Source organism: Dakarella massiliensis (assembly GCF_001182045.1).
In the GTDB taxonomy this organism is placed as follows: domain Bacteria; phylum Pseudomonadota; class Gammaproteobacteria; order Burkholderiales; family Burkholderiaceae_F; genus Mesosutterella; species Mesosutterella massiliensis.
Window position 1 is genome coordinate 80,082 of sequence record NZ_CVTY01000005.1, and the last position, 25,623, is coordinate 105,704.

Annotated in this window: 22 protein-coding genes; 12 read left to right on the forward strand and 10 right to left on the reverse strand. The window is 59.2% G+C overall.

Going from position 1 to position 25,623, the window contains the following annotated elements:
* Positions 1 to 5: 5 nt before the first annotated feature.
* Genes BN1936_RS02065 through BN1936_RS02075 form a run of 3 tightly spaced genes read left to right on the forward strand, consistent with a single transcriptional unit; the run spans position 6 to position 2,026 of the window.
* The gene (locus BN1936_RS02065) at positions 6 to 566 is read left to right on the forward strand and encodes an SPOR domain-containing protein (protein WP_022444232.1); all 561 of its coding nucleotides are present in this window, start codon (positions 6 to 8) and stop codon (positions 564 to 566) included.
* 20 nt (positions 567 to 586) lie between these two features.
* Positions 587 to 1,231: a thiol:disulfide interchange protein DsbA/DsbL gene (locus BN1936_RS02070; protein ID WP_049686535.1), complete on the forward strand. Its 645-nt coding sequence runs from the start codon at positions 587 to 589 to the stop codon at positions 1,229 to 1,231.
* 18 nt (positions 1,232 to 1,249) lie between these two features.
* On the forward strand, positions 1,250 to 2,026 hold the full coding sequence (locus BN1936_RS02075; RefSeq protein WP_022444230.1) for an SDR family oxidoreductase: 777 nt from the start codon (positions 1,250 to 1,252) through the stop codon (positions 2,024 to 2,026).
* A 39-nt stretch (positions 2,027 to 2,065) separates the two neighbouring features.
* On the opposite strand, the gene recQ is transcribed toward BN1936_RS02075, so the two are convergent.
* Positions 2,066 to 3,907, reverse strand: coding sequence for a DNA helicase RecQ (gene recQ, locus BN1936_RS02080; RefSeq protein ID WP_022444229.1), 1,842 nt, complete (start codon positions 3,905 to 3,907; stop codon positions 2,066 to 2,068).
* Between the two features lie 119 nt (positions 3,908 to 4,026).
* Entirely contained in the window at positions 4,027 to 5,256 is a 1,230-nt protein-coding gene (sstT, locus tag BN1936_RS02085; RefSeq protein WP_049686536.1) for a serine/threonine transporter SstT, read from the reverse strand.
* Between the two features lie 174 nt (positions 5,257 to 5,430).
* On the opposite strand from sstT, the gene BN1936_RS02090 reads away from it, so the two are divergent.
* Positions 5,431 to 6,636 (forward strand): tetracycline resistance MFS efflux pump, encoded by a 1,206-nt coding sequence (locus BN1936_RS02090; protein WP_022444227.1) that lies wholly within the window; start codon positions 5,431 to 5,433, stop codon positions 6,634 to 6,636.
* Between the two features lie 85 nt (positions 6,637 to 6,721).
* Here the strand turns inward: BN1936_RS02090 and BN1936_RS02095 are convergent, their stop codons facing one another.
* Genes BN1936_RS02095 through BN1936_RS02110 form a run of 4 tightly spaced genes read right to left on the reverse strand, consistent with a single transcriptional unit; the run spans position 6,722 to position 11,273 of the window.
* Positions 6,722 to 8,362, reverse strand: a complete 1,641-nt coding sequence (locus BN1936_RS02095) for an NAD(P)-binding protein (protein WP_232422051.1) — start codon at positions 8,360 to 8,362, stop codon at positions 6,722 to 6,724.
* On the reverse strand, positions 8,355 to 9,425 hold the full coding sequence (locus tag BN1936_RS02100; RefSeq protein WP_022444225.1) for a thiamine pyrophosphate-dependent enzyme: 1,071 nt from the start codon (positions 9,423 to 9,425) through the stop codon (positions 8,355 to 8,357). Before BN1936_RS02100 ends, BN1936_RS02095 begins: the two co-directional genes overlap by 8 nt.
* 16 nt (positions 9,426 to 9,441) lie before the next feature.
* A complete protein-coding gene (locus tag BN1936_RS02105; RefSeq protein WP_022444224.1) occupies positions 9,442 to 10,704 on the reverse strand; it encodes a transketolase C-terminal domain-containing protein in 1,263 nt (420 codons plus the stop codon).
* On the reverse strand, positions 10,704 to 11,273 hold the full coding sequence (locus BN1936_RS02110; protein ID WP_022444223.1) for a 2-oxoacid:acceptor oxidoreductase family protein: 570 nt from the start codon (positions 11,271 to 11,273) through the stop codon (positions 10,704 to 10,706). The genes BN1936_RS02105 and BN1936_RS02110 overlap by 1 nt, the downstream gene beginning before the upstream one ends.
* Positions 11,274 to 11,638: 365 nt before the next feature.
* On the opposite strand from BN1936_RS02110, the gene BN1936_RS02115 reads away from it, so the two are divergent.
* The 4 genes from BN1936_RS02115 to cydB all read left to right on the forward strand — a co-directional run bounded on the left by BN1936_RS02115 (position 11,639) and on the right by cydB (position 15,188).
* Positions 11,639 to 12,064, forward strand: a complete 426-nt coding sequence (locus BN1936_RS02115; RefSeq protein WP_232422052.1) for a DUF1801 domain-containing protein — start codon at positions 11,639 to 11,641, stop codon at positions 12,062 to 12,064.
* Between the two features lie 200 nt (positions 12,065 to 12,264).
* Entirely contained in the window at positions 12,265 to 12,492 is a 228-nt protein-coding gene (cydP, locus tag BN1936_RS11875) for a cytochrome oxidase putative small subunit CydP (protein WP_049686537.1), read from the forward strand.
* Positions 12,489 to 14,042: a cytochrome ubiquinol oxidase subunit I gene (locus BN1936_RS02125; protein ID WP_049686538.1), complete on the forward strand. Its 1,554-nt coding sequence runs from the start codon at positions 12,489 to 12,491 to the stop codon at positions 14,040 to 14,042. Before cydP ends, BN1936_RS02125 begins: the two co-directional genes overlap by 4 nt.
* A 12-nt stretch (positions 14,043 to 14,054) precedes the next feature.
* Complete coding sequence (gene cydB / locus BN1936_RS02130; RefSeq protein ID WP_049686539.1) at positions 14,055 to 15,188, forward strand: cytochrome d ubiquinol oxidase subunit II; 1,134 nt, start codon at positions 14,055 to 14,057, stop codon at positions 15,186 to 15,188.
* Positions 15,189 to 15,418: 230 nt separating this feature from the next.
* On the opposite strand, the gene BN1936_RS02135 is transcribed toward cydB, so the two are convergent.
* Entirely contained in the window at positions 15,419 to 15,970 is a 552-nt protein-coding gene (locus BN1936_RS02135) for a YaeQ family protein (RefSeq protein ID WP_049686540.1), read from the reverse strand.
* Positions 15,971 to 16,058: 88 nt separating this feature from the next.
* Here BN1936_RS02135 and BN1936_RS02140 point away from each other — a divergent pair, with 88 nt between their 5' ends.
* The 4 genes from BN1936_RS02140 (at position 16,059) to BN1936_RS02155 (ending at position 20,274) form a co-directional block, all read left to right on the forward strand.
* Positions 16,059 to 16,679, forward strand: a complete 621-nt coding sequence (locus tag BN1936_RS02140) for a hypothetical protein (protein WP_022444217.1) — start codon at positions 16,059 to 16,061, stop codon at positions 16,677 to 16,679.
* On the forward strand, positions 16,676 to 17,332 hold the full coding sequence (locus BN1936_RS02145) for a response regulator (RefSeq protein WP_022444216.1): 657 nt from the start codon (positions 16,676 to 16,678) through the stop codon (positions 17,330 to 17,332). The genes BN1936_RS02140 and BN1936_RS02145 overlap by 4 nt, the downstream gene beginning before the upstream one ends.
* Before the next feature lie 5 nt (positions 17,333 to 17,337).
* Complete coding sequence (locus tag BN1936_RS02150) at positions 17,338 to 18,645, forward strand: ATP-binding protein (protein WP_049686542.1); 1,308 nt, start codon at positions 17,338 to 17,340, stop codon at positions 18,643 to 18,645.
* Positions 18,646 to 18,795: 150 nt separating this feature from the next.
* Positions 18,796 to 20,274, forward strand: coding sequence for a Do family serine endopeptidase (locus BN1936_RS02155; RefSeq protein ID WP_022444214.1), 1,479 nt, complete (start codon positions 18,796 to 18,798; stop codon positions 20,272 to 20,274).
* 50 nt (positions 20,275 to 20,324) lie between these two features.
* On the opposite strand, the gene BN1936_RS02160 is transcribed toward BN1936_RS02155, so the two are convergent.
* The 3 genes from BN1936_RS02160 to BN1936_RS02170 are packed head-to-tail and all read right to left on the reverse strand — an operon-like array spanning position 20,325 to position 25,615.
* On the reverse strand, positions 20,325 to 20,987 hold the full coding sequence (locus tag BN1936_RS02160) for a TetR/AcrR family transcriptional regulator (RefSeq protein ID WP_049686543.1): 663 nt from the start codon (positions 20,985 to 20,987) through the stop codon (positions 20,325 to 20,327).
* Positions 20,984 to 22,462, reverse strand: coding sequence for an efflux transporter outer membrane subunit (locus BN1936_RS02165; RefSeq protein ID WP_022444212.1), 1,479 nt, complete (start codon positions 22,460 to 22,462; stop codon positions 20,984 to 20,986). Before BN1936_RS02165 ends, BN1936_RS02160 begins: the two co-directional genes overlap by 4 nt.
* A gap of 3 nt (positions 22,463 to 22,465) precedes the next feature.
* A complete protein-coding gene (locus tag BN1936_RS02170) occupies positions 22,466 to 25,615 on the reverse strand; it encodes an efflux RND transporter permease subunit (RefSeq protein WP_022444211.1) in 3,150 nt (1,049 codons plus the stop codon).
* Between the last annotated feature and the right edge of the window lie 8 nt (positions 25,616 to 25,623).

Consider the following 25,623-nt stretch of genomic DNA (forward strand, 5'->3'; position numbering starts at 1 on the left):
TGTTCATGAAGCAGTTTTTAACCGGCTTTCTCTGCGGCGCTGTCGTCGCCCTTCTTGTCGCCGCTGGCGGCGCCCTGTTCGTAACGGAGTCTCCGGTTCCGTTCATGAGCAAGGTTCAGTCCTCGTCGACGGAATATGTTCAGGACGCGCTTAAGGGCCGGTCCTCCGATCCGAATGAGAAGCTTTACGCTCCCGGAACGACTCCCAAGCCCGCTTCCGCTCAGGCTTCGTCCCCCGCGGCTGCCGCCAAGGCCCCTGCCCCGAGCCGTCCGGCTCAGGATGATCAGGCCGCCGATAAGCAGCTTGCGGACAACAACGCGGCCGCTCCCACGACGGTTCAGCCCCAGACGCCTGACTTTTTCGTTCTCGTCGGCGCCTATAAGACGCCTGACGAGGCTGAAACAATTAGAGCCAAAATTGCGTTCTCCGGACTTGATTCCAGCGTTTCTCACGGCAATGATGGACGCTATCGCGTCCGTATTGGACCCTTCCACTCTGAAGGGGATGCCCGCAAGGCACAGAGCACGCTCCGCGCCAATGACATTCCTGGCCAGATCATTCACTGATTTTTAGGAAACGTTCTCAAATGATTTCACGCAGAAACCTTCTGACTTTCTCGGCCGCCTCGCTTGCCTCGCTTCCGCTGTCTGCGTTTGCTACTCCTACCGCACCGGTGGAAGGCAAGGAATACACGATGGTTCGTCCCGTTGTGCCGATGAAGGATAAGAAGATTGAAGTCGTGTACTTCTTCTCCTATACCTGCCCGCACTGCTTCCGCTTTGATCCGATCATCGAGCCCTGGTCGAAGAAGCTCCCCTCCTGGATCGACTTCAAGATGAATCCGGTTGCCTGGGACTCCCGCCTGGATCCGTTTGTGAAGACCTACTACGCGCTCGAGTCTCTCGGCCTGCTGCCGAAGCTTCATATGAAGTTCTTTGAGTCCGTCATTTACCAGACGCATAAGTACGAAAATCCGGCTGCCGATATCGCGGACTTCATGGTGAAGGCCGGCGTGAACGCCAAGCAGTGGAACAGCGCTTACAATTCTTTCGGCGTTGCCAACAAGACCCGCGCCGCTTCCCGTCTCTGGCAGTCCTACGGCATTGACGCGACGCCGATGATCGGTATCGACGGCAAGTACGTCACGGGCCCGCATATGACGCCGACCCGCGAGAGCGATCTGGTCGTCGTTGAGACCCTCGCCCAGCGCGCGAGAAAGGCTCGCCTCTAACTGGTTTCGGAGTTCTGCATGTCACTTAACGTTTTCATCACTGGCGCGACCGGCGGCATTGGTTCCGGCCTCGCCAGGGTTTACGCCGCGAAGGGCGCTACTCTCGGTCTTGTGGCCCATCATCAGGATGCGCTCGACCGTCTGATCGCCTCGCTCCCCGGCACCGGTCACAAGGGCTATGTCGCCGACGTGACCGATCGGGACGGCATCATTGAAACAGCTCACCGCTTCGAGAAGGAAGTGGGCCCCGCCGACGTCGTGATTGCGAACGCCGGAGTTTCGATCGGCGTGAAGACGCAGTACTACGAAGATCTGGCCGTTATGGACCGGGTCTATCGGATCAACGTTATCGGCATGGCGAACACCTTCCACGGCTTCCTTCCGGCGATGATCGAGAGACATGCCGGAACGCTGGTCGGCATTGGTTCTGTTGCCGGCATCCGCGGCCTTCCGGGGTCGGAAGCCTACTGCTCCAGCAAGGCTGCCGTTATCAACTACTGCGAAAGCCTCCGCATCGAAATGATGAAGCACGGCGTTAAGGTTCTGACTGTCTGCCCGGGGTTCGTCAAAACCCCGCTCACGTCGAAGAACCCCTACCCGATGCCTTTCATCCTTGAGCCGGATGAGTTCGCGAGGCGCGCTGTCCGCGCGATTGACGCGCATAAGACTTACACGGTGATTCCGTGGCAGATGGGACTGCTCGCGAAACTGATGAAGATCGCGCCGAACTGCCTGTTCGACCGTATTCTGAAGGGACGTAAGCAGAAGCCCCGCGCGAAGGAACTCGGAGTCTGATCCAGAAGCTCAGGATCTCACCCGCATAAGGCATCGAAGTCAGACTTCGGTGCCTTTTTTCTTTCGCATGAAGTCCCGCACGATATGGATAATCTCGGTCCCGTAGGCGTCAAGCTTCTTCGGGCCGATGCCGTTCACGTGGCTGAGGGCCTCAAACGACTGCGGGTGGATCGAGGCGACTTCAGAGAGGCTCACGTCAGTCATGATGCGATAGGCCGGAATCCCCTGTGCCTCCGCGGTTTCACGGCGCCAGGCACGGAGCGCGTCCGCAAGCGGCCGATAGTCCTTCCGGACCTCGATCGGCTTTCTCACGCGCCCCTGCTTCAGCTCGGGGCGTGACGGCGCGCTGACCCGCACGAGAATCGTTTCCTCTCCCTTCAGAAGCGCTCGCGCGCGTCCCGGGCGCAGCACCCCCTCGCTCTTCCAGTCAGCGTTCAGAATCCGTTTCGCGATGAGAACACGGGCAAGTTCCCGCCACTCCTCCTCACTCAGATCCTTTCCGATCCCCCAGGTAGAGAGTTTTTCGTGTCCGTACCCCGCGACAAGGCTTGTTCTTTCTCCCCGGAGCACATTGATGACATGCGTCATGCCGAAGCAGCACCCGGAGGCTCTTTCACACCGTATCACGCAGCTCACGAATTTCTGAGCGTCCACCGTCCGGTCCGCCATCTCAGGCGGCCTGTCGCAGTTATCGCAGCAGCCGCAGTGGGTCGAAGACTCCTCACCAAGACAGGCAAGGAGATAATGCCTTCGGCACTCACCGGTTTCGGCGTACCCCACCATGGCATCCAGCTTTTCAAGCGACTGCTGCTTGAATTCCGGGCTGCCGTCCCCGCTCTCGATAAACTGCTGCTGGATCATCACGTCACGCCACCCCCAGATAAGCCAGGCTTCTGACGGCTTTCCGTCGCGGCCCGCGCGACCTGTTTCCTGGAAGTACGCCTCAATGCTCTTCGGAAGCCCGATATGGACAACAAACCGGACATCCGGCTTATCAATCCCCATGCCGAACGCCACAGTCGCCACCATGACGATCCCGCAGCCCGATATGAACTCCCTCTGGTTCTCTTCCCGGAGTGAGGCGTCAAGCCCCGCGTGATAAGGCAGCGCGGGGATTCCCTTACCGCGGAGATAGTCAGCGATCGTATCCACCTGACGGCGCGAAATGCAGTAGATGATGCCGGTCTGCCCCGGATGACGCTGCGTGATGAAGGCGAGAAGCTTACGCTTCACTTCCCCTGCGCCGAATGTCACCCGATAGTGGATATTCGGGCGGTCAAAGCTCGTGATGAAGATCTTAGGATCGATCAGAAGACGTTCCGAGATTTCCTGCTGCGCCGAGGCATCAGCCGTCGCGGTCAGCGCTATCCGGGGAACGGACGGGAAACGCTCTTTCAAAAGGCCGAGCGCGCCGTATTCCGGGCGGAAATCGTGACCCCAGGTCACAACGCAGTGCGCTTCATCAACCGCGAAAAGCGATACTCTCGCCCTCTGCAGCATCGAGATCGTCCACTCGTTCACAAGCCGCTCAGGGGTGACGTAAAGAAAGTCGAGTGTCCCCGAGAGGAACTGACTCTCAATCTCCCGGTTTTCTTCAAGAGAATTAGCGGAACTGAGACAGGCCGCCTCGAGCCCCCGGTCCTGAATCGCGGTGATCTGATCCTGCATGAGCGCGATGAGAGGCGACACGATCACCGCGGTTCCCTCACGGACGAGCGCGGGGATCTGGTAGCAGAGGCTCTTCCCGCCGCCTGTCGGCATCAGCACCAGCGCGTCCCGCCCTTCAATCACGGCTTCGATGATTTCCTCCTGATGCGGGCGAAAATCGGCATAGCCGAATACCTGGGTCAGTGCTTCTTTTGCTGAATGGAAACGCCGCATGAATTCCTGGAAGGAGGGGAAAGTGTGAGGATGGAGCAGGCAGATAATATAAAACCTTCCTCCCGTTTCTATCAGGAGGAAGGGTTTTCAGAACTGCTTAAACAGCCGAATTTTCAGGCTTACTTGGCCTTTTCGGCATCGAGACGTTCCTGACGGATGCAGGCCGCCGCCGTAAACATCACGTCGCTCGAAGAGTTCAGAGCCGTTTCGCAGGAGTCCTGGATCACGCCGATGATGAAGCCCACAGCCACCACCTGCATGGCGGTCGAGTTATCAATACCGAAGAGACCGCAGGCGAGCGGGATCAGCATCAGGGAGCCGCCCGGAACACCGGAGGCGCCGCCGGCACAGATTGCGGATACGAAGCAGAGCAGGATGGCGGTCCAGAAGTCAACCTGAACACCCAGCGAATTCGCGGCAGCAAGCGTCAGAATCGTGATCGTGATGGCAGCGCCGCCCATGTTGATCGTGGCGCCGAGCGGGATCGAAATCGCGTAGGTACCTTCGTCAAGCTTCAGATTGCGGCAGAGGTCGAGGTTCACCGGAATGTTCGCGGCAGACGAACGGGTGAAGAAAGCGCAGACACCGGACACGCGCAGGCACTGAATCACGAGCGGATACGGATTCCTGCGGATGCAGAACCAGACCATGATCGGGAAGACCACGAGGGCGATGAAGAACATGCTGCCCACAAGGAGGAGAAGCAGCTTGCCGTAGCCCACGAAAGCGCTGAGACCGACCGTAGCGACCGTGTTCGCGACCAGACCGAAAATACCGAACGGAGCGATACGGATCACGAGACGGACGACCGTAGTCACAGCTTCCGAGAAGTCCTGAATGATTTCGCGGGTGGTGTCGTTCGCGTTGCGGAGAATGAAGCCGAGAGCAATAGCCCAGGAGAGAATGCCGATGTAGTTCGCGTTCGCGAGGGCCTTCACGGGGTTATCGACGATGTTGAGAACGAGGTTCTTCAGCACTTCGGCAATACCGCCCGGGGCAGTCGCCTCAGCGGCAGCCACGAGGTGAATCGTGGTCGGCCAGAGGAAAGACGCCACAACGGCAACGATGGAAGACGCGAGCGTACCGATGGCATACAGCACGATGATCGGCTTCATGGACATCCGGGTGTCAACGCTCTGGTTCGCGATAGAAGCGGCGACCAGGAAGAAGACCAGCACGGGAGCCACGGCCTTCAAGGCCGAGATGAAGAACGTGCCGAGGAATCCAAGGGGCACGGCGATGCCTGGCGCTACCAGGGCAACGATAATGCCGATCACTAGTGCAAACAGGATCTCCTTGACAAGAGACCCCTCCAGGAACGGCACGAGGATTCGTGAGAATTTCCGCATATTGACTTTTTTTCTTAGGACCAGGGGGGATACGCCATTTTGCAACAATTTTTTGCAGGGCGTATTCATTAGCATACCTGCTTTATTTAACTCTGTATTTTGTGATCATCCTCCGATCCCCTATCTGAGGGATAATGTTCAAATTTCTGTACCTACCGTTTCCGGCACCACCGCATGAGCAGTCTTAAACCCGCCACCCGCTTTGTCCTTGCCTGCATCTTTATGGATGCCCTGGGCTTCGGGCTGATCATTCCTGTACTGCCCCGGCTGATCGGAGATCTGGCAGGCACCTGTGATCTGCAGACCTACTGGTACGGCGCGATCATGGTGAGCTACGGCATCATGCAGTTCCTCTCCTCGCCGATCCTCGGGGCGCTCTCAGACCGCTTCGGGCGGAAACCCGTGCTGCTCACCGGCATCTTCGGTCTTTCCATCATGCAGTTCGTGCCGGCCTTCACGTCGTCGCTCCCGCTCGTGCTCGCGTCCCGCATCGCGGGCGGCATGCTGTCCGCGAATCTTGTCGTCGCCCAGGCCTACATTGCTGACATCACGCCGAAGCAGCAACGCTCCGCCGCTTTCGGGAAGATCGGCGCGGTCTACGGCCTCGCCTTCGTGATCGGCCCGGCGCTCGGCGGCATCCTCGGGCAGATAGATCCGCGGATTCCTTTTGCCTTCGCGGGCGCCATCTGCTGCCTGAACTTCATCTACGGCTTCTTCGTGCTGCCGGAAAGCCTCACGACGCCGGATATGCGTCCCTGGACTTTCCGCCATTTTAATCCCTTCATCGGGATCATCGCGCTTCTGAAGGTAAAGCCCATCATTCCGATGGTGCTGATCATCGGTCTCATCTATCTCTCGCAGTCACTCATGCAGTGCACCTGGGCGCTCTACACAGAGTTCCGGTACGGATGGACGCCGCTGAATATCGGTCTCTCGATGTTCGTACTTGGTCTCTGCATCGCGTTCACTCAAGGGTGGCTCCTCCCCGCCCTGATCCGCGTTCAGTCTGAGAAACACCTCGTGATCGCCGCGCTTTCGATCGGGTGCCTCGCGCTCGCGGGGATCGGTTTCACCACCTGGGGCATCGTCGCCGCGATTCTCGCCTGGACGTTTTCGCTCCTTGGCATTGCCTCCCCAATTATTCAGAGCGCGGTTTCACGCCAGGTCTCTCCCACCATGCAGGGCTCCGCGATGGGTGCCATCAGTTCCCTTAACTCATTCTCCGGCGTCATCGCCCCGGTGATCTCCACACCGCTTCTTGTCTACACGGCAAAGGGAACGGATGAGCTGATTCCGCCTGGCATCCCGTACTATCTCGCGGCCTCTCTCCTTTTGCTGAGTGTCGTGATCGCACTTCTCGCCCGGCGTCAGTTCCGCTGACCCGCGTTCGGCTTCCATCAAGCAAAAGAGGCAGGTTCCGTCAGGAACCTGCCTCTTCGCTATACCGATATCAGAAGATCCGGACTCAGATCTCTTCTTTCTTCATATCGATCGCGCCGCACGGACACTCATTCGCGCAGATACCGCAGCCCTTGCAGAACTCGTAATCGATCTTGTAGCCTCGGCCCGGGCCGAGCTTCTCAATCACGTTATCCGGGCAGACACCGTAGCAGTTATCGCACTCGAAGCAGTTGCCGCAGCTCATGCAGCGGCGGGCTTCGTACAGCGCGTTCTCTTCGGTGAGCCCCTTCAGCACTTCCTCAAAGGTCGTCTGACGGCGGACCATGTCGAGCATCGGGCGGACCGTCTTCGGAGCGTCCGAGAAGTACCACGTGTTCAGATTGCCGAATTCGGCAGGCTTCCCGCGATAGGGTTCGGCGTACTTCTCGCCGCGCAGCCAGGCATTGATCGCGCGGGCGGCCTTCTTGCCGTGTCCGATCGCGACCGTCACGTTGCGGGCGCCTTCAATCGCGTCGCCGCCCGCGAAGACTCCGGCCTTGCCGGTCATCAGCGTGTCGTCGACCTCGATGCTGCCGTCCTTCGTCTTCACGTCAGGGAGGCCCTCAATGAAGGAGAGGTCCGTCTGCTGACCGAGCGCGAGCACCACGGAATCCGCGGTGATCGTTTCAAATTCGCCGGTCGGCTTCGGGGAACCGTTCTCATCAAGCTCCATCTTCTCAATACGGATTTCGCCGCCCTCGGCGTCCGCAATGGTGGAGAGCCACTTCATCGTGACGCCTTCCTCGATAGCTTCCTCAATTTCGAAGCTGTGAGCCGGAGCCTTCTGGCGGGTACGGCGGTAGACCATCAGAGGCTCCGCGCCGAGACGCTTCACGGTACGGGCCACGTCGACCGCGGTGTTGCCGCCGCCGTAGACCACAACGCGGCGCCCAAGCATCGGCTTCTCTTCACCTTCCATCGAGCGGAGAACGGAGACCGCATCCAGGATGTGAGCCGAGTCACCGGCCGGGATATAGGCTCGGCGGGCAAGCTTCGCACCGACACCGAGGAACACGGCGTCATAGCCGCCGGCCTTCATTTCGGCCTCGAGATCCTGCACTTCGTGCGACAGCTCAAGCTTCACGCCAAGCTTCACGATGCGGTCGATTTCCTTATCAAGAATGTCGCGCGGCAGACGATACTTCGGAATGCCGTAACGCATCATGCCGCCGGCCTCAGGAGCCGAATCCACCACCGTCACCTGGTGCCCGAGGCGAGTCAGATGGTAGGCGGCGGAGAGTCCGGCAGGACCCGCGCCGACCACGAGCACCTTCTTTCCGCTCGGCTGAGCCGGCACAGGCGACGCCCAGCCCTTCTCGAGAGCCTCGTCACCGAGGAAGCGTTCAACCGAGTTGATGCCGACCGATTCATCGAGCTGACCGCGGTTGCAGGCGGTTTCGCACGTGTGATAGCAGACACGGCCCATCACGGCGGGGAAGGGATTATCTTCCATGATCTTCCGCCACGCGGCCTCGTAGCCGCCATCCTCCGCGAGGAACAGCCAGTCGCGGCAGCGTTCCCCGGCGGGACACGTCGCGCTGCAGGGCGGTTCGTGAAAGTTATAGGCCGGCTTCAGCGTACGCCACGCGCCCGTATGGTTCTCGAGCGATGTGAGCGGCTTCAGCGTAATCGCAAACGGCGTTTCATCATTGATTTTTTCAGACACTTTCTGCATCCCCCTTCGGGCTCACCAGGCTGCGGAACAGTCCCTCAGGATGCTCCTCGGCCTCTTCGGTCAGACCAAACTTTTCGATATTGCGGTTCGCCATGCGCTGCAGACGGGCCACCGTTTCGGGATCTCCCTTCTTGCCAAGCAGATGGGCGAAGCGCTTCTGCAGCTTCAGATACGCCTCAACCGGCGTGGGACGGCGAATCTTATAGGATCCCGTGATTTCTCCGTTCTCAGCCTCGAACACCGGGAAGATGCCAGTTTCAGCGGCGAGACGCGCCACTTCAACGGTCTTATCGGAAGCGAAGCCCCAGCCGAGCGGGCACGGAACGAGAATCTGGATATAGCGGGCGCCGTGCATCGACATCGCCTTGCGCACCTTGCGCTCAAGGTCATGCAGGTCCGCCACCGTGGCCGTCGCGACATACGGAATACCGTGCGCCATGGCGATCAGCGGCACGCTCTTGCCCTGACCGAAATTGTTGCCTTCGTAGCCGGGCTGCGGCATCGTCGTTGCGGTGCGAGCGGTCGGAGGCGTGGCGGAGCTGCGCTGCACGCCCGTATTCATGTACGCCTCGTTGTCGTAGCAGATGTAGAGCACATCGTCATTGCGGTCGAACATGCCGGAGAGGCAGCCCATGCCGATATCGGTTGTGCCGCCGTCGCCGCCCTGGGCGATCACACGGACCGGAGGCTTACCGTCCTTCTTCGCGCGGACCCGATAGGCCGCAGCCATGCCGGTCGCAACAGCCGCCGCGTTGCCGAAGAGCGAATGCAGCCACGGCATTCTCCATGCGCTTTCCGGATACGGTGTTGAAAAGACTTCCAGACACCCGGTGGCGTTCGTCACGGCGATCCGGCCATCGGTTTCTTCCATCGCCGTGTCGAGCGCGTAGCGGGCGCCGAGCGCCTCGCCGCAGCCCTGACAGGCGCGGTGTCCCGATTCCAGCGAATTGAAGCGCTTGGTCGAGCTCTGCAGTGTCTTCAGCTTCTCATCCAGAAGCCGATTACCAACCGTAAAGGTGCCGGTCTGATAAAAATGGATTCTTGACTCTTCCATACTGGCCTCCTAAAGCCTACTTGGACGCAGCCTGGGCTGCGCTCCTGCGACCAACATCCTTCAGCATCTCTTCTGCTGCAGGACCGGAACGGCGGGTCTTCGCCTCACGCGCGAGCTGGTTTTCAACGAGCTCACGGTCGAGATCCATGAAGAAGATGTCCGGCAGCTTCCCGGCTGCCGCGTCCTTCAGCGTCGCCTTGATGCTGTGACGCGTAATCGCGCGGCCGCCCAGGCCGGCAATCACCGTATTCACGGCGGTGCCTGTGCCGCGGAGCGCGGATTCCACTTCCATGCCGAGAACACCGCGGCTGCCCGGGGTCACCGTGCGGTCAATCACGACCACGCGGGACGCACCCTTCAGCGCTTCCCTCACAGCGTCATACGGGAACGGACGGAAGCTCTTCAGGCTGACAACGCCCACGTTGAGGCCTTCATCCCGGAGCTCATCCACGGAATCCTTGATCGTGCCGATGCAGGAACCCATGCCAATCACGCGGATATCCGTGTCTTCGGTACGGTACGTGGAGAGGAGACCGCCGGAGCGGCGGCCGAAAATCTTCGCAAACTCTTCCTGCACGCGGGGCAGGACTTCAAGCGCCGTATTGAAACGATGCTGCGCGAGGTAACGGACTTCGGTAAACGCTTCCGGTCCCACCATGGCGCCGATCGACACCGGATCCTCAGGATCGAGCACCTGACGCGGCTCATAGGGCGGGAGGAACTGATCCACCTGCTCCTGGGACGGAATATCCATGCGTTCGAGCGCATGCGTCAGAACGAAACCGTCCATGCAGACCATCACGGGGAGCGACAGCTCTTCGGCGATACGGAAAGCCTGAATATGAAGATCGACCGCTTCCTGATTGTCTTCAGCGAACAGCTGCAGCCAGCCGCTGTCGCGCTGAGAGAGAGAGTCCGACTGATCATTCCAGATGTTGATCGGGGCGCCGATCGCGCGGTTCGCGACCGTCATCACGATCGGGAGACCGAGGCCCGAGGCGTTATAAATCGCCTCAGCCATGAAGAGCAGGCCCTGGGAAGCCGTCGCCGTGTAGGCGCGGGCCCCCGCGGCGCTCGCGCCGATCGCGACGCTCATCGCGCCGAATTCACTCTCCACATTGAGATACTCGCAGTCCTCAATCTTTCCCGCGCGCACCAGGCAGCCGAGCGCCTCAACGATATGGGTCTGGGGGGAAATCGGATAAGCGCAGACGATATTGGGGCGGCACAGGGCCACAGCCTGCGCGACGCCCTGTGAACCTTCCAGCTGCTTCAGCATTATTCTTCTCCTCCATTCTTGATAAAGTCCCAGGCCCCGCGCGCGACATCCGCGTTCGCCTGAGCGACCTTACCGGAGTATTTCTGACCGTAGGCCGAGTTGATGCTTTCCAGCTTCAGCATGCCCGTCATCGCGGCGAAGCCCGCCAGCATGGCGGCGCCCGGCAGCGGGCGACCGATGAACTTCAGCGCGAGGTCCGTCGCGGGCACCGTCTTCACGTGCCCCGCGGGGAGCCGCTTCACGAGCTCGCCAAGCCCGATCTCTTCCGGAGACGAGGCGCTGTTCACGAGAACATAGCCTTCGGGATTCAGACCGCTGAACACATCCACAGAGTCAATCAGCGTTCTGTCCTGCACCAGCACGACATCCGGTTCTTCAATCGGCTCATGAAGCCGAATCTCATGATCACTGAACCGGGCAAAAGCGGTCACCGGCGCGCCCGTGCGCTCGGAACCGAAACTCGGGAAGGCCTGGGCGAAGTGTCCTTCCATGAACGCTGCCAGCGACAGCATTTCCGCGGCAGTAACGACACCCTGCCCTCCGCGGCCGTGCAAACGAATCTGAAACATAAATGTGCGACCTCCGCTGTATGACGGATTTACGGCATATATTGGTATACCATTTCATTATCGCCTGTAATGCTAAAGAAAAAGACCTTTGATTGCCATACTTCGATAGAACAATTTCTACTTGAGAATCAATATCATTTAGACCTCATAGAGACTACATGGTCAGGCTCCCGCTTCTTCGTTACGTTCTCTTCTATTTCCTGCCGAAATCACCTTAATAGCATGAAGGGAAACTGATAATTTGTTAAAATTCATCCCTATCGCTATTGAAATTCGGTCTATTTTCTGGGGGTGTCTGAATGGTTCCAACAGCAACGACGGTAGGCGGTTTTCTGCAAACCCTGCCTCCCGATCGGCGCGTCGCTATGGCCCGCGTTTGCAGTCTTATCCGCCGCAACGCGCGCGGCGTGCATGAGAGCATGCGCTATGGTCTGGCGTTCTATGAATATGAGATGAATCCGCTGTTTGCTCTGGAGCCTGGCGAGACCAGCATGACGCTGTATATCGCTGAACCGAAGGTGCTCGAGAACTACGAGGGCAAGATCCCCGGTGTCAACACCGACACCTGCTCGATCTTCTTCGACAACCTCAACCGGCTGCCGCTTGATGTCGTCGAGAAGGTGATCCGTGAGTCTGTCGTTTCGCGCCAGGAGCGCCTCCGCGAGAACCAGCCGGTCCCCGGCCAGGATGAGCTTCTGAAGATCTGGCAGATCAAGGCTGAGGCCGCCGCGGTGCCTCCCCCGATCATTCATATCCCGGTCGCCCCTGCCGAAACCGAGCAGAAAGAGTAAAAAGAGTACACAGAAAACGGGTTTTCCCGTATAAAATCCCCTGAGGAATCCTCAGGGGATTTTTTTGCCTGATTCGCCTTCTTTGAGCGAAGATAGTTACTTTTAAGTGCTATTTAAGGTGAAACAACTACTTTCATAATTTACTAAGTTTCAACCTTAGGCTATTATTTTCTCTAGTTCGCCCTTCACAAAAAATACCCATGAAAAAAGGCACACGGAAAGACCAGGAAAAGCATCTGACCCTTCACCTCTGGCTCGTGATAGGGGTAAAGGTTCTCTGTATTTTTCTTCTTTGGCTGGTTTTCTTCTCACCCAGTCACAGACCTGATACGTCCGCGACTGCCGTGGGGAACGCCATCCTGGACCGGCCGATTTCGGATTCTCAGATCTCGGCTCCTGAGTCCAGCCTTCACAGAGACATACCATGATTACACCTGAACTTGTAGACCTGTCGCGATTGCAATTCGCTGTCACGGCTCTTTACCACTACCTCTTCGTCCCGCTCACTCTCGGACTTTCCATGATCCTCGTGGCCATGGAAGGCTGCTATGTGGTCACGGGGAAAGAAATCTATAAAGACATGACCCGATTCTGGGGCAAGCTCTTCGCGATTAACTTCGCCATGGGCATTGCTACCGGTATCACCATGGAATTCCAGTTCGGCACGAACTGGGCCTACTACTCGCACTACGTGGGCGATATTTTCGGCGCTCCGCTCGCGATTGAGGCTCTGGTGGCGTTCTTCATGGAATCCACTTTCGCCGGCCTCTTCTTCTTCGGCTGGAAGCGGCTGAGCCGCCTGGGGCACTGGGTCTGCACGTTCCTCATGGCTCTCGGTACCAATATTTCCGCCATGTGGATTCTGATCGCCAACGGCTGGATGCAGTTCCCGAAGGGCTCCGTCTTCAACGTTGAAACGATGCGTATGGAGATGGACAGCTTCTGGACCATCATCTCGAGCGAATGGGCTCAGGCCACGTTTACCCACACGGTGAGCGCCGGCTACATGACGGGCGCTGTCTTCGTGATGGCTATTTCCGCCTGGTACCTGCTCCGCAAGAGAGACGTTGAATTCGCCAAGAAGTCCATCATGATCGCCTGCGCGTTCGGTCTCGTGACCTCGCTCTTCACGATCCATCAGGGCGACGAATCCGCCTACCTCGCGACCCGCGACCAGCCTGAGAAGCTCGCCGCCATGGAAGCGATCTGGAACACGGAATCCACCCCGGCTCCGATTACGGTTTTCGCCATTCCGGACTCTGAGGCCCGCACGAATCACGCTGAAGTGAGGATCCCGTGGATTCTCGGCCTGATCGGTACGCGTTCTCTCTCCACTCCGGTTCCCGGCATCAATCAGCTGGTTGAACGCAACGTTGACCGCATCACCCGCGGCAAGGAAGCCGTCGTGGCTCTCGAAGCCCTCCGCGCCTCCCCGAAGGATCCTGCGCTCCTCGCGAAGTTCAAGGAAGTCCAGCCGTACCTCGGCTATGGCCTCCTGCTGCGCAAGTACACGAATGATGTTGCCAATGCCACGCCTGAAGTGATTCAGGAAGCTGCGGCTCACACCATTCCGTCTGTCGGTCTGATCTTCTGGAGCTTCCGCGGCATGGTGGTCAGCGGTCTGCTGATGATCGTGCTCTTCCTGGCGGGTCTCATTTACTCGGTCAAGGGTTCTGTGGACAAGAAGTCCTGCTATCTGACGGCTGCTGTGATCGGTATGCCGCTGCCCTGGATCGCGAATGAACTCGGCTGGGTGGTGACCGAAGTCGGCCGCCAGCCCTGGTCCATCTACGGCATGCTTCCTGTCGATCTCTCGGTTTCGTCGCTTACCGCCGGATCCGTGTTCGGCTCCCTCGCCGGTTTCATCGTGCTGTACTCCTGCCTGATCGTGGTGGAAGTCTGGCTGATGAAGAAGTTCGCAGGTCTCGGGCCCTCTTCGCTCGGCACCGGTCGCTACTTCTTTGAAAACCACAGATAACCGGAGAATGCCATGATTGACTATGAAATCCTGAAATTGATCTGGTGGCTCTTCATCGCCGTCCTGCTTACTGGCTTCGCCATTATGGATGGCCAGGACATGGGCGCGGGGACCCTCCTCCCCTTCCTCGGTAAGACCAACGAGGAACGCCGCATCATGATCAACGCCGTCGCCCCGCATTGGGACGGCAACGAAGTGTGGCTTCTTACCGGTGCCGGCGCCATGTTCGCGGCCTGGCCGATCGCCTACGCGACCGCGTTCTCGGGCTTCTACTGGGCGCTGCTCATCGTGCTGTTCATGCTGATCTTCCGCCCGGTGGCCTTTGACTACCGCAGCAAGGTTGACAGCACCAAGTGGCGCACCCTCTGGGATACGCTCCTCTTCCTCGGCTCTGCCGTTCCGCCGATCATCTGCGGCGTTGCTTTCGGCAACCTGCTGCAGGGCGTGCCCTTCCGGATCGACACCACGATGCGTGTCTACTATGAAGGCTCGTTCTTCGCGCTGCTCAACCCGTTCGCTCTGCTCTGCGGCGTTGTCAGCATCGCGATGGTGATCATGCACGGCGCCAACTACCTCGTCCTGAAGACTGAAGGTGACCTGCAGGCGCGTTCCGCCCGCGTGTCCACCCTGAGCTCGGCCGCGACGTTTGTCCTCTTCGCTCTCGCCGGCATCTGGCTTGCGATGGCGATTCCGGGCTACACGGCCACGGGTCTGGATCCGGCTGGCTTCCCGAACCCGCTCGCGAAGTCTGTGGCGATCGGCGGCAGCTGGTTCGACAACCTCTCCGCTCACCCCTACTTCTACCTGCTCCCTGCCCTTGGCCTGCTCGGTTCGCTCCTGAGCCTCGTCTTCGGCAAGGCCGGCAAGTGGGGTTCTGCGATCGTTGCCTCTTCGGTGGCGCTCCTCGGTATCGTGCTGACGCCTTTTGTCACCATGTTCCCGTTCGTGATGCCGTCCTCGCTCGACCCAGTCTCCAGCCTTACGCTCTGGGACTGCACGAGCTCCCAGCTCACGCTTGAAATCATGTTCTTCGTCACGCTGATCTTCCTCCCGCTCGTTGTGATCTACACGAGCTGGGCCTATCACGTGATGAGAGGCAAGGTGACCCACGAGTACGTCTCGGAAAACTCTCACAGCCTCTACTGATGAATCCGGGAGGCGCTGGAACGCTTCAGCCGCCTCCCTACTGAAAAGGACATAACATGAGCTACTTTTACTGGATGGCAATTCTGGGGCTGGCAATCTGCCTCTCCATCGTCGTTTCCGTAGCGAAGGACTTCATTAAGAAGGACTGAGGTCTCAGCTGATCGATAAATAAGAAAGGCACCCGCCATGGGTGCCTTTCTTTTTGCCGGAATGCGGAGCAAGGGATGCGCTTACTCTGTCGCTTCCCTCATCACAGCCGGATGAATCTCGATATTGCTGCCTTGGGCGTCTGCCACCCAGACCACTCGGTCCTGGACCGTGACGGCGAGCCGCATATGGCGCCGGGCAAGCGCGGCGAGTGCCTCAAATTCCGCGTCTGTCAAACTGTAAATAGAAAGCTTCCCGATCTTTTCCAGGTCTCCGCGGCAGGATTCCCACCAGGCTTTGATCCGATCTTCGCCGTAAGCCATGACAGCCACGTGGGAGCTTCGGCTCGCGGCTTTCCTCAGCTGCTTCACGGTGGGCACTCCGAGCTCAACCCAGAGACTGATCCAGCCTGTGTCATCCGTATCCGCGAGCGCCGGCTCCCCTTCCTTGGAGAGGCCGTCAGCGAAGCGGATCGTGTCACTGTCCCAGAGGCAGTAGCAAAGCAGCCGCAGCATCATCCGTCCCTCGGTTTCCGAGGGATGACGGGCCACCGTCAGAATGCGGTTCGCGTAATAGTTGCGGTCCAGATTTGAGATATCCAGTTCCGCTTTGTAAATAGAAGCACCCAGAGCCATAAAAATTCATCCAGAATAAGCGGGGGAGAGCTTACCACGTTGATTCATGGGTATTTGCTTCCGTATCCTGTTTTTTTGTGATCCGTCCATGCCTTCTTTCGATCTGATGTCCTATCCGGATTTTCCGGTGCTGGTCGCCCGCTGGGGAGTCTGGTTTCTCGCCGCGCTGACGCTTCTTGGAAGCGAAACCGTCGTGGCGCTTGCCGGATTTCTCTGCTGGATCGGCATCCTTCAGGCGCCGCAGTCCCTCACCGCGGCGTTTCTTGCGGCCTTCGCCGCGGACGTGATCTTCTACTTCGCGTTCAGGAACCGCTCGGACTCCCCTGTGGCCCGCTTTTTCGTATCACAGACACTGCTTGAGAGGCGGCTCCCGCTCTATCGGGAAACGCTTCCCGCGGTGCTCTTCTACCGGTTCCTCCCGCAGAAGAAAGCCCGGTTTCCGCTTCTCGCGGCCCAGTCCCCGACACTCACCTCGGTCCGGTTCCTGATTTTCGCCGCCGTCGGGTCTCTTCTCTGGGCCTCCGCCATTCTCGCGATCGGCGGCATTATGGGAGCCGCAACGGAAGCCGTCGCCGGCAGCCGTTCCGCCATCTGGAACCGTCTCCCCGGCTTTCTCCTTCTGATGATTATGATTTTTCCTCTTATTCGTTTTATCCTGTTATACGAAATGGATAAGATCACCGCGCTGAGGCAGAGTAAAAGAAAATGAGAATCCTCCTTGTTGAAGATGACCCGATGATCGGCGAAAGCGTCTCCGAGTGGCTTCAGGGAGACGGTTATGCCGTCGACTGGCTGCAGGATGGCGATTCCGCGCTGCTCGCACTGCATACGACGCCCTTTGCTCTCGTCATTCTGGATCTCGGCCTTCCGGGCCGCGATGGACTCGAGGTGCTGAAGGAAATCCGCTCCAAGGAAAGCCATATTCCGGTTCTGATCACAACCGCGCGTGACACCGTGGATGACCGCATCGCCGGGCTTGATTCGGGGGCGGATGACTATCTGATCAAGCCCTTTGACCTGGAGGAGCTCTCAGCCCGCATCCGCGCGCTGCTCAGGCGCTCTGCCGGCCGGGCGGATCCCCTGATCACGCGGGGCCGCCTCACGATCAATCCCTCCACCCGCGAAGTGACCTTCGACGGGAAACCTGTCATTCTCTCCGCGAAGGAGTACGCCCTTCTAGAAGCGCTCGCGGAGCGGAAGGGGCTTGTGCTGTCGCGCGCCCAGCTGGAAAGCAAGCTCTACAACTGGGACTCTACCGTGGGTTCGAACGCGATTGAGGTGCATATCCATCACCTCCGCAAGAAGCTTTCCGAGGACGCCATCAAGACGGTGCGCGGCATGGGCTACATTCTGGAGACCTGAAGAGCATGGGGTCCATCCGCCGAAAGCTGCTCTTCACCCTGATCTTCACGGAGCTTCTGGCCGGTATCGTCGCCGCCTGGGCGTCGTTCTACACCGCGCAGTCGCAGTTTGATCAGTTCCTTGACTCGGAGCTGAAACAGATGGCGACCGCGCTAGCCAAGCGCGGCAACATTCCGCCCTCGAGCCTCACCCTCGTCGGAAGCAATCCGGAGCACCGGATTCTCGTCCAGGTCTATGAATCAGGCAGCAACTCGCTTTTTCTCTCCGCGAAGACTTCTCCCTTCCCGATTCTCGAGCGGGAGGGGTTCTCGGACATTCAATATGAGGGGGCCGCGTGGCGCGTCTTCACAACGACCGCCGGTTCCGAAATCATTGAAGTCGGACAGCCTGAGTCGGTCCGCGTGAGCCTTGCCGCATCCGCGTCGCTTGAGATCCTGCAGCCGCTTCTCATTCTTCTGCCGCTCACCGCGATCATTGTGTGGCTGATTGTGGGGCAGGGTCTCGCGCCGCTCGACCGCACCGCGCGAAGCGTCGCGAGCCGCTCACCCGAGTCCCTGAAACCGATCAGCACCGAAGGGCTACCCGCTGAGCTCCGGGGGCTCGTGAACGCCATTAACAGCCTCATGGCGCGCCTTTCCGCGAGTCTTGAGTCACAGCGCCGCTTCGCTTCAGACGCCGCGCATGAACTCCGCACGCCGCTCACCGCGATCAAGCTTCAGGCGCAGCTCGCAAAGCGCGCAAAAACCCCCGAGGCGCTCGCGAAGAACCTCTCGCGGCTTGATGAAGGCATTTCCCGCGCCACGCACCTGATTGAGCAGCTCCTCACGATCGCAAGGCTCGACCCGGATTCCGCGCGGCGTCCGTTTGAGCGGATCTCCATCGGAGAGCTCCTCTCCACCGTGCAGCATGACCTCGAACCGATCGCGGGCGAAAAATCGATCACGATCACTGCTGCCCCTTCTGACCTCACGATCCGCGGCATGAAGGATGCCCTTCTCATGATGGTGACAAACCTCACGGATAACGCGATCAAGTACACGCAGGAAGGGGGCCGGATCGAGCTCACAGCGCTTCAGGACGGCTCCCGGATCCTCGTCCGGGTGTCCGATAACGGCCCGGGAATCCCGGAGAAAGACCGTGCCCGCGTCTTTGAGCGCTTCTACCGGGCGCTTGGCACACATGTATCCGGAAACGGCCTCGGGCTTGCCATCGTGCAGCGAATTGCGGAAATACATCATGGACATATCGATATAAAGGACGGCCTTGACGGGCGGGGGACAACCATGGAAATCAGTTTCCCCTCAGACAGTTAAAACCGATTGGCTTTGTTACAAATTCAGGAATCGGTTCACAACCTGAAAAGCGCAGTTCCCTTTTTTTCCACTATCTTTCTTCTATACATTCAGAAGCGGTTCGAAGCGGTCTGTTCGAGTCGCCCAGGCAACCAATCAGGAGATTTTCAGGTGATTTCTTCCAAATTTATCAAGCCGGCCCTGGTGGCGGCGGCAATTGCAACAGCGCTTGCCGGCGGTGTCTACACGGCTTATGCCAAGAGCACTCCGGTTCAGGACGCTCCGGCCGCTCCGATTGTCAATCAGTCGAAGCTGCCTGACTTCACCGTTCTCGTGGATCACTACGGCAAAGCGGTCGTCAACATCTCGATGGTGAAGAAGGCCCATAAGGAAAAGGTGGACAGCCCGTTCGGCAATCTGCCCCCTGATCAGGCGGAAATTCTGAAGCGCTTCGGTTTCCCGATCTTCGGCGGCAACGGTGAACGCACCGTTCCGGAGGAGCGCGGCACGGGTTCCGGCTTCATCATCAGCTCCGACGGCCTCATTCTGACGAACGCCCACGTTGTGAACGGCGCTGACGAAATCACGGTGCGTCTCACCGATGACCGTGAGTTCCGCGGCAAGGTTCTCGGCCTCGACACGCAGACCGATATCGCGGTGGTGAAGATCAATGCGAAGGATCTGCCCTATGTCCGCCTCGGCAACAGCGACAACGTGAAGGTCGGCGAGTGGGTGGCCGCTATCGGCAGCCCGTTCGGTCTTACAAACTCGGTGACCGCCGGCATTGTGTCCGCCAAGTCCCGCAACCTGCCGGACGAAAACCTCGTTCCGTTCATTCAGACCGACGTGGCCATCAACCCCGGCAACTCCGGCGGCCCGCTCTTCAACATGAACGGCGAAGTGATCGGCATCAACTCTCAGATCTTCTCGACCTCCGGCGGCTCGATGGGCCTCTCCTTCGCGATCCCGATCAATATCGCGACCCAGGTGAAGGACCAAATTCTGAAGAACGGCAAGGTGACCCGCGGCCGCATTGGTGTCATGATCCAGTCGCTCACGCCTGAGCTCGCGAAGGGCTTCGGACTGCCTGAAGACACGAAGGGCGCTCTTGTTTCGAGAACCGATAAGGACAGCCCGGCCGCAAAGGCTGGCCTCCAGTCGGGCGACATCATTGTGGGTGTCGATGGCACGCACGTGAAGAACTACAGCGATATTCCGCGCCAGATTTCGTTCGCGAAGCCGGGCTCCACGGTGAAGCTCACCGTTATCCGCAACAAGAAGGAAATCACGGTTCCGGTGACCGTGGGTGTGGCTGACGGCAAGACGAACACGCTGAAGGCTGGCGAAGAATCCGATACGCCGAAGGCCGAAGCGAAGGCCGGTAAGCTCGGTGTCTCTGTCCGCCCGCTGACCGCGAAGGAAGCGAAGAAGGCCGGCACCTCAGGCCTCCTCGTCGGCAATGCCACAGGTGCCGCGGCGTCCGCCGGCATCGCGAGCGGTGACGTGATCGTCGCTGTGAACGGGCAGCCCGTGAAGACCGTCTCCGATCTTTCGAAGGCGATTGAAGGCAAGAAGCAGATCGCCATCCTCGTGCAGAGAGGCGGTGATCAGATCTACGTTCCGGTGAACCTGGATTCGTCTGAAGACTGATCCGTACCGGTAAATGAAAAGCGCCAGTTCAGATTCAACTGGCGCTTTTTTTATGCTTCTTTTTCCGCTTTTCCCTTGTCTGACGGTTTCCCGTCACTCTTCTCAAGATGAAGCAGGATATCCGTAAGGATCGGAAGTACGGTCTTCGGCTCAAACTCCGGATCCATGCCGGTATAAAACACGAGTCCGTCGAGGAAGGCCCCAACCACCACAAGCCGCTTTTCCAGATCAGCCGGCGGCTCAACACCGTGCTCACGGTAGCAGGCCACCGCCTGCTCCATCAGGTGCTTACGCCCCACGCGGTCCGCTCTCCGGATGCACTCCGCGATCTTCTTATTGCGGAAGCTTTCAGCCGCAATTTCGAACCTCAGAGCGCGGTCTCCGCAGGTCAGGCGATCCTCGATCTGCTGACCGATGCTCTCCTGAACCTCTTCGCGATGGATATCCGGATCCGGATTCCACCGGATCTGGATCTGGATAGTGTGAATGTAATTATCAAGCCACCGGTTCACAATCGCTTCGATAATGTCTTCCTTGCTGTCGAAGTGGTTGTAGATGTGGCCCGCGCTCATTCCAAACGCCTTCGCGATGGAGCTCATGCTCGCGGCGTGGAAGCCCTTCTCCCGGAAGCAGCGGATGGCAGCGTCGAGAATTTCTTCCCGCCGCTGTGCTGCCTTGGGGCAGACTCTCGATCTTCCGGAATATGTGCTCATAACGGCTTCTTGCCTCCCTGTTCAGGCTGAGAAGCCACTTCCTGACCGCCGCCCAGCACCTTGTAGAGCGTCACGATGCTGACAGCGCGGGCGAGGCGGGTGGAAATCTGAGCCTGCTGCGCGGAGAACATCGTGCGCTGCGAGTCGAGCACCGCGAGGAAGTTATCCACGCCGTGCTTATAGCGGAGATCCGCCACCTCGTAGGCAGATTCAGCGGCCTTCACCATTTCATCCTGCGCTTCCACGCGCTTCGTGATCGTGCTTTCCGTGGAAAGCGCGTCATTCACCTCGCGGAACGCCGTCTGAATAGCCTTCTCGTAAGCCGCGACCTGTTCTTTCTGATAGATCTTCGCCGCTTCAAGATTCGCTTCATTCGCGCCGCCCGTAAAGATCGGGAGCGAAATCGCCGGGGCAAAGGACCACGTGCCGCGGCCGCCCTTGAAGAGGTTCGACATATCGGTGGAGAGCGTGCCGATCGAGCTCGTGAGCGTAATGCTCGGGAAGAACGCGGCACGGGCAACACCGATATTGGCGTTCGCGGAGCGGAGGCTGCGTTCAGCGGACGAAATGTCCGGACGGCGCAGCAACACCTGCGAGGGGAGTCCGGCCGGCATTGTGGCGGGCAGCGTCGCGCCGAGCTCGATCTTCTTCGGGAGGAGATCGGCAGGCACTTCGGCTCCCACGAGGAGACGCAGCGCGTTCTGATCCTGTTCGAGGCTCGCGATCGCCGTCTGAACGGCGATCTTCGCCGTTGCGACCGTTTCCTTCGCCTGGTTCAGTTCGAGGCGGTTTGAGGCACCGGCGTTGTAGCTCTTTTCCACGAGGCTGTAAGAGGCCGTCTGGCTTTCAAGCGTGCGGCGGGCAAGGTCAAGATTGGCCTGGTCCGCGCCGATCGAGAGCCACTCGGTCGCCACTTCGGCGATCAGCGTGTTCTGAGCACTGCGGCGGGCGTCTTCGCCAGCGAAGAACGCCTGCAGAGCCTGCTCATTCATATTGCGGATCTTCCCGAAAAAATCAATCTCATAGGAAGACATCGCGAGGTTCGCCGCGTAGACGTGCGAGTGCCGCGGGTAGCCGGGCTGGAGCGCATCGATCGAAGAACGCGAGTGCGTCGCATCCGCCTGAGCGCCAACCGTCGGGAAGAGCTCAGCGCGCGACACCCGGTAGAGCGCCCTCAGGCGTTCCACTTCGAGCATCGACTGACGCAGATCGCGATTATTCGCGAGCGCGAGTTCAATCACCTTGCGGAGCCGTTCATCGAGGAAGAACTTATCCCAGGTGACGAGCTCCCCTTCCTTCACCCCGGCATCCCGGGGTGAGACCGCCCAGTCCTGACTGGTTTCAGTCGGGGCGGCCGGCTTCTCGTAGCGCGGAGCAAGGTTCAGGCAGCCTGTCAGCATGAGCGCGGCAGAGGCCGCGCTGGCCGCTAAAAACGTCCGGCGCGCGAGGCGCGGAGCAAAAACTTTTTCAGACATGAATTACTTCTCCTGAACATTCGCTTTAACATCTTCCGGCAGCTGACGGCGGCGGGTGCGGAAGAGACGATTCACCACCACGTAGAACATCGGAACGAAGCCCACGCAGAGGATCGTGCCCGTAATAATGCCGCCGAGCACAGCCATACCGATTGCGTTCTGAGCACCGGCGCCGGCACCGTGCGCGAGCACGAGCGGCACAACGCCGAGGCCGAAGGCGAGTGACGTCATCACAATCGGGCGGAAGCGCAGCTTCACGGCGTCGAGCGACGCTGTTATCAGGTCTTCACCCGCGTCGTAAAGCATCTTCGCGAATTCCACAATCAGAATGGCGTTCTTAGACACCAGGCCGATTGTTGTCAGCATGCCCACCTGGAAGTACACGTCGTTGTGACCTCCAAGGAGCGCCGTCATCGCGAGTGCGCCCAGTACGCCTGTCGGCACCACGAGAATGATGGAGATCGGAATCGTCCAGGATTCATACAGTGCGGCAAGGCAGAGGAACACGACGAGCAGAGACAGTGCGTAAAGCGGAGCAGCCGCCTGGCTCGCCATTTTTTCCTGATAGGAAACACCGTTCCATTCGATCGAGAACCCGCTCGGAAGTTTGCTCGCGATTTCTTCAACCGCCTTCATGGCCGTACCGGAGGAAACGCCTACAGCCGCGTTACCCTGAATATTCACAGCCGGATTCGCGTTGAAGCGCTCCAGACGCGGGGAACCCGAGGTCCAGCTGCCGATCGAGAACGCCGAGAACGGCACGAGGCTTCCGGAGCTGTTTCTCACGTACCACTGCGACAGATCAGCGGCCGCCATGCGGTAGTCCGGATCGCCCTGCACGTAAACGCGCTTCACACGCTCACGGTCAATGAAGAGGTTCACGTAGGAACCGCCCCAGACAGTGCTCAGCACCGAGTTCGCCGCATCCAGCGAAATACCGTAGGACTGAAGCTTCTCCCGGTCCATATCCAGCTTGTACTGAGGCGTATCTTCCATGCCGTTCGGACGGACGAGACGCAGTCTCGGATCCTGGTTCGCCATGCCGAGGAACTGGTTACGGACCTGCATCAGCTTCTGATGGCCCTGACCGCCGCGGTCTTCGAGATACATATCAAAGCCGTCAGCGATACCGAGTTCCGGAATAGCCGGCGGGGCGAAGAAGATGATCTGCGCATCCTTGTACTGCGAGAGCGCGATATTCGCCTTCAGCGCGACAGTCTGAGGATCGGTACCCGGAGCCGTACGGTCAGCCCAGTCCTTCAGCTTGACGAAGCCAAAGCCCATGTTCTGGCCGCCGCCGGCAAGCGAGAAGCCTGCCACGTTGAAGACAGATACCGTCACATCCTTACGCTTCTGGAGGAAGTAATTGCGGATCGCCTCCTCAGCCTTTCTCACATGCGCCTGCGTGCTGCTCGCGGGCGTCTGCACCGTGAACATCAGAGATCCCTGGTCCTCATCCGGAACGAAGGATCCCGGCAACTTCATGAAGCCGAAGATCACGCAGGCCCAGATGACGGCGTAGCCGACAAACGTCAGAGCGATGTGGTGATGCGTCCAGAGCACCAGATCACGAACCCAAGTCGACACGCGCTCGAACCCGCGGTTAAAGGCGCCGAAGAAGCCGCCCTTATGCAGGTGATTGTTATCGATCGGTTTCAGAATCGAAGCGCAGAGCGCTGGCGTCAGACTCAATGCCACCATCACTGAGAGCAGCATGGCTGACACAATCGTGATTGAGAACTGACGGTAAATCACGCCCGTCGAACCGCCGAAGAACGCCATCGGGATGAACACGGCGGACAGCACCATGGCCACACCGACCAGCGCACCGGTAATCTGAGACATTGACTTGATCGTTGCCGTTCTGGCATCGGTCCCGTCTTCACGCATCACACGCTCGACGTTCTCCACCACCACGATGGCGTCGTCCACCAACAGGCCGATTGCCAGCACGAGGCCGAACATCGTCAGCATGTTGAGCGTAAAGCCTGTCGCCTTCAGAATGGCAAATGTACCGAGCAGCACCACCGGCACGGCCACCGTCGGAATGAGCGTCGCGCGCCAGTTCTGCAGGAAGAGGAACATCACGACGATCACGAGGATGATTGCCTCGATCAGCGTCTTCACCACTTCCTTCATGGCGGCCTTCACGAACGGCGTCGTCTCATACGGATAGATCACCTTCATGTGCGGCGGGAAGTAGTGGCTCAGTTCAGCGATCTTCGCCTTCACAGCGTCAGCCGTCTGAATAGCGTTCGCGCCGGCCGACAGATAGATTGCGATACCGGAGGACGGCACGCCGTTGAAGGAACCCACCACGTCGTAAGACTGGCGGCCCAGTTCAATGCGGGCCACGTCGCTCAGACGAATAACGGTACCGTCAGAAGCCGTCTTCACGATGACACGTTCAAACTCAGGAACGGTCTTCAGGAGAGACTGCGCCGTAATGGTCGCGTTCAGCTCCACGGGCTTATCCTTCGGCTGCGGCAGGCCGCCCAGCTGGCCGGCTGTCACCTGCGCGTTCTGAGCCTGAATCGCGGACACCACGTCAGTTGCCGTGAGGCCGTAGGCGTAGAGCTTATGCGGATCAAGCCAGACACGCATGGCGTAAGAGGCGCCGAACACCGTCGTCTGACCGACACCCGTAATACGGGAGATCGGATCCTGAATGGTATTCACCAGATAGTCACCGAGGTCGCCTTCATTCAGGCTGCCGTCATCGGAGGTGAAGCCCACCACCATGAGGAAGCTCGCCGTGGACTTCTGCACCTGGATGCCGAGGCGGGTCACCGCTTCCGGCAGCATGGCTTCAGCCATGGAGAGCTTGTTATTCACCTGAACCTGAGCGATATCAGCGTTCGTGCCCGGAGCAAACGTGAGCGTCATCGACATACGGCCGGTGCCGTTCGACTCATTGCTCATGTAGATCAGACCGTCGAGGCCGACCATCTGCTGCTCAATCACCTGAGTAACGGTGTTCTGCAGCGTTTCAGCCGAAGCGCCCGGGTAGTTCGCGACCACCGTCACCTGAGGCGGCGCGATCTGCGGATACTGCGACACCGGCATGGTGAAGATAGACAGCGCGCCGGCCAGCATCAGCACGAGCGCGATGACCCATGCAAAAATCGGCCGGTCAATAAAGAAACGAGACATTTCTATTT

Coding starts and splice junctions, on each gene's coding strand:
- BN1936_RS02150 (WP_049686542.1), top strand. CDS start 17,338: ATGGGGTCCATCCGCCGAAAGCTGCTCTTCACCCTGATCTTCACGGAG.
- BN1936_RS02070 (WP_049686535.1), top strand. CDS start 587: ATGATTTCACGCAGAAACCTTCTGACTTTCTCGGCCGCCTCGCTTGCC.
- BN1936_RS02110 (WP_022444223.1), bottom strand. CDS start 11,273: ATGTTTCAGATTCGTTTGCACGGCCGCGGAGGGCAGGGTGTCGTTACT.
- BN1936_RS02145 (WP_022444216.1), top strand. CDS start 16,676: ATGAGAATCCTCCTTGTTGAAGATGACCCGATGATCGGCGAAAGCGTC.
- BN1936_RS02135 (WP_049686540.1), bottom strand. CDS start 15,970: ATGGCTCTGGGTGCTTCTATTTACAAAGCGGAACTGGATATCTCAAAT.
- cydB (WP_049686539.1), top strand. CDS start 14,055: ATGATTGACTATGAAATCCTGAAATTGATCTGGTGGCTCTTCATCGCC.
- BN1936_RS02165 (WP_022444212.1), bottom strand. CDS start 22,462: ATGTCTGAAAAAGTTTTTGCTCCGCGCCTCGCGCGCCGGACGTTTTTA.
- cydP (WP_049686537.1), top strand. CDS start 12,265: ATGAAAAAAGGCACACGGAAAGACCAGGAAAAGCATCTGACCCTTCAC.
- BN1936_RS02115 (WP_232422052.1), top strand. CDS start 11,639: ATGGCCCGCGTTTGCAGTCTTATCCGCCGCAACGCGCGCGGCGTGCAT.
- BN1936_RS02160 (WP_049686543.1), bottom strand. CDS start 20,987: ATGAGCACATATTCCGGAAGATCGAGAGTCTGCCCCAAGGCAGCACAG.
- BN1936_RS02065 (WP_022444232.1), top strand. CDS start 6: ATGAAGCAGTTTTTAACCGGCTTTCTCTGCGGCGCTGTCGTCGCCCTT.
- BN1936_RS02100 (WP_022444225.1), bottom strand. CDS start 9,425: ATGGAAGAGTCAAGAATCCATTTTTATCAGACCGGCACCTTTACGGTT.
- BN1936_RS02075 (WP_022444230.1), top strand. CDS start 1,250: ATGTCACTTAACGTTTTCATCACTGGCGCGACCGGCGGCATTGGTTCC.
- BN1936_RS02090 (WP_022444227.1), top strand. CDS start 5,431: ATGAGCAGTCTTAAACCCGCCACCCGCTTTGTCCTTGCCTGCATCTTT.
- BN1936_RS02105 (WP_022444224.1), bottom strand. CDS start 10,704: ATGCTGAAGCAGCTGGAAGGTTCACAGGGCGTCGCGCAGGCTGTGGCC.
- sstT (WP_049686536.1), bottom strand. CDS start 5,256: ATGCGGAAATTCTCACGAATCCTCGTGCCGTTCCTGGAGGGGTCTCTT.
- BN1936_RS02125 (WP_049686538.1), top strand. CDS start 12,489: ATGATTACACCTGAACTTGTAGACCTGTCGCGATTGCAATTCGCTGTC.
- BN1936_RS02170 (WP_022444211.1), bottom strand. CDS start 25,615: ATGTCTCGTTTCTTTATTGACCGGCCGATTTTTGCATGGGTCATCGCG.
- BN1936_RS02140 (WP_022444217.1), top strand. CDS start 16,059: ATGCCTTCTTTCGATCTGATGTCCTATCCGGATTTTCCGGTGCTGGTC.
- recQ (WP_022444229.1), bottom strand. CDS start 3,907: ATGCGGCGTTTCCATTCAGCAAAAGAAGCACTGACCCAGGTATTCGGC.